The following is a 257-nucleotide window of genomic DNA, read 5'->3' as shown; positions in this document are numbered from 1 at the left end:
TGATCGGCGCCAACAGCCCGCCGGCCGTCGCGAACGCCAGGCCCGCCTCGACGAGTCGATTGATGAGACCGAGGATCCCGGTCCCACCAGCGGCCGACCCCCCGATTATCGAGCCGACGTTGACGAGTTGCGTCCCGATGTACAGCGGGATATCGGCGAGACCGTACGTCCCTATCAGGCCGGGTGCCGAGCCCTGAAAGACGAACGTGAGCGTCTCGAGGAGTGTGAGAACGATGTTCTCGAGGCCCCGAATCAGC

General features: G+C 65.0%; 1 pseudogene. It reads right to left on the bottom strand.

What is annotated here, in order from left to right:
- Positions 1-257, bottom strand: a pseudogene (locus tag EXE45_RS18915) (hypothetical protein); the annotation flags it as partial.

It is taken from the genome of Halorubrum sp. SP9 (assembly GCF_005435015.1).
GTDB classification, from domain to species: domain Archaea; phylum Halobacteriota; class Halobacteria; order Halobacteriales; family Haloferacaceae; genus Halorubrum; species Halorubrum sodomense.
The sequence above is the reverse complement of the archived record's forward strand: the minus strand, read 5'-3'. Positions and strand labels throughout refer to the sequence as shown.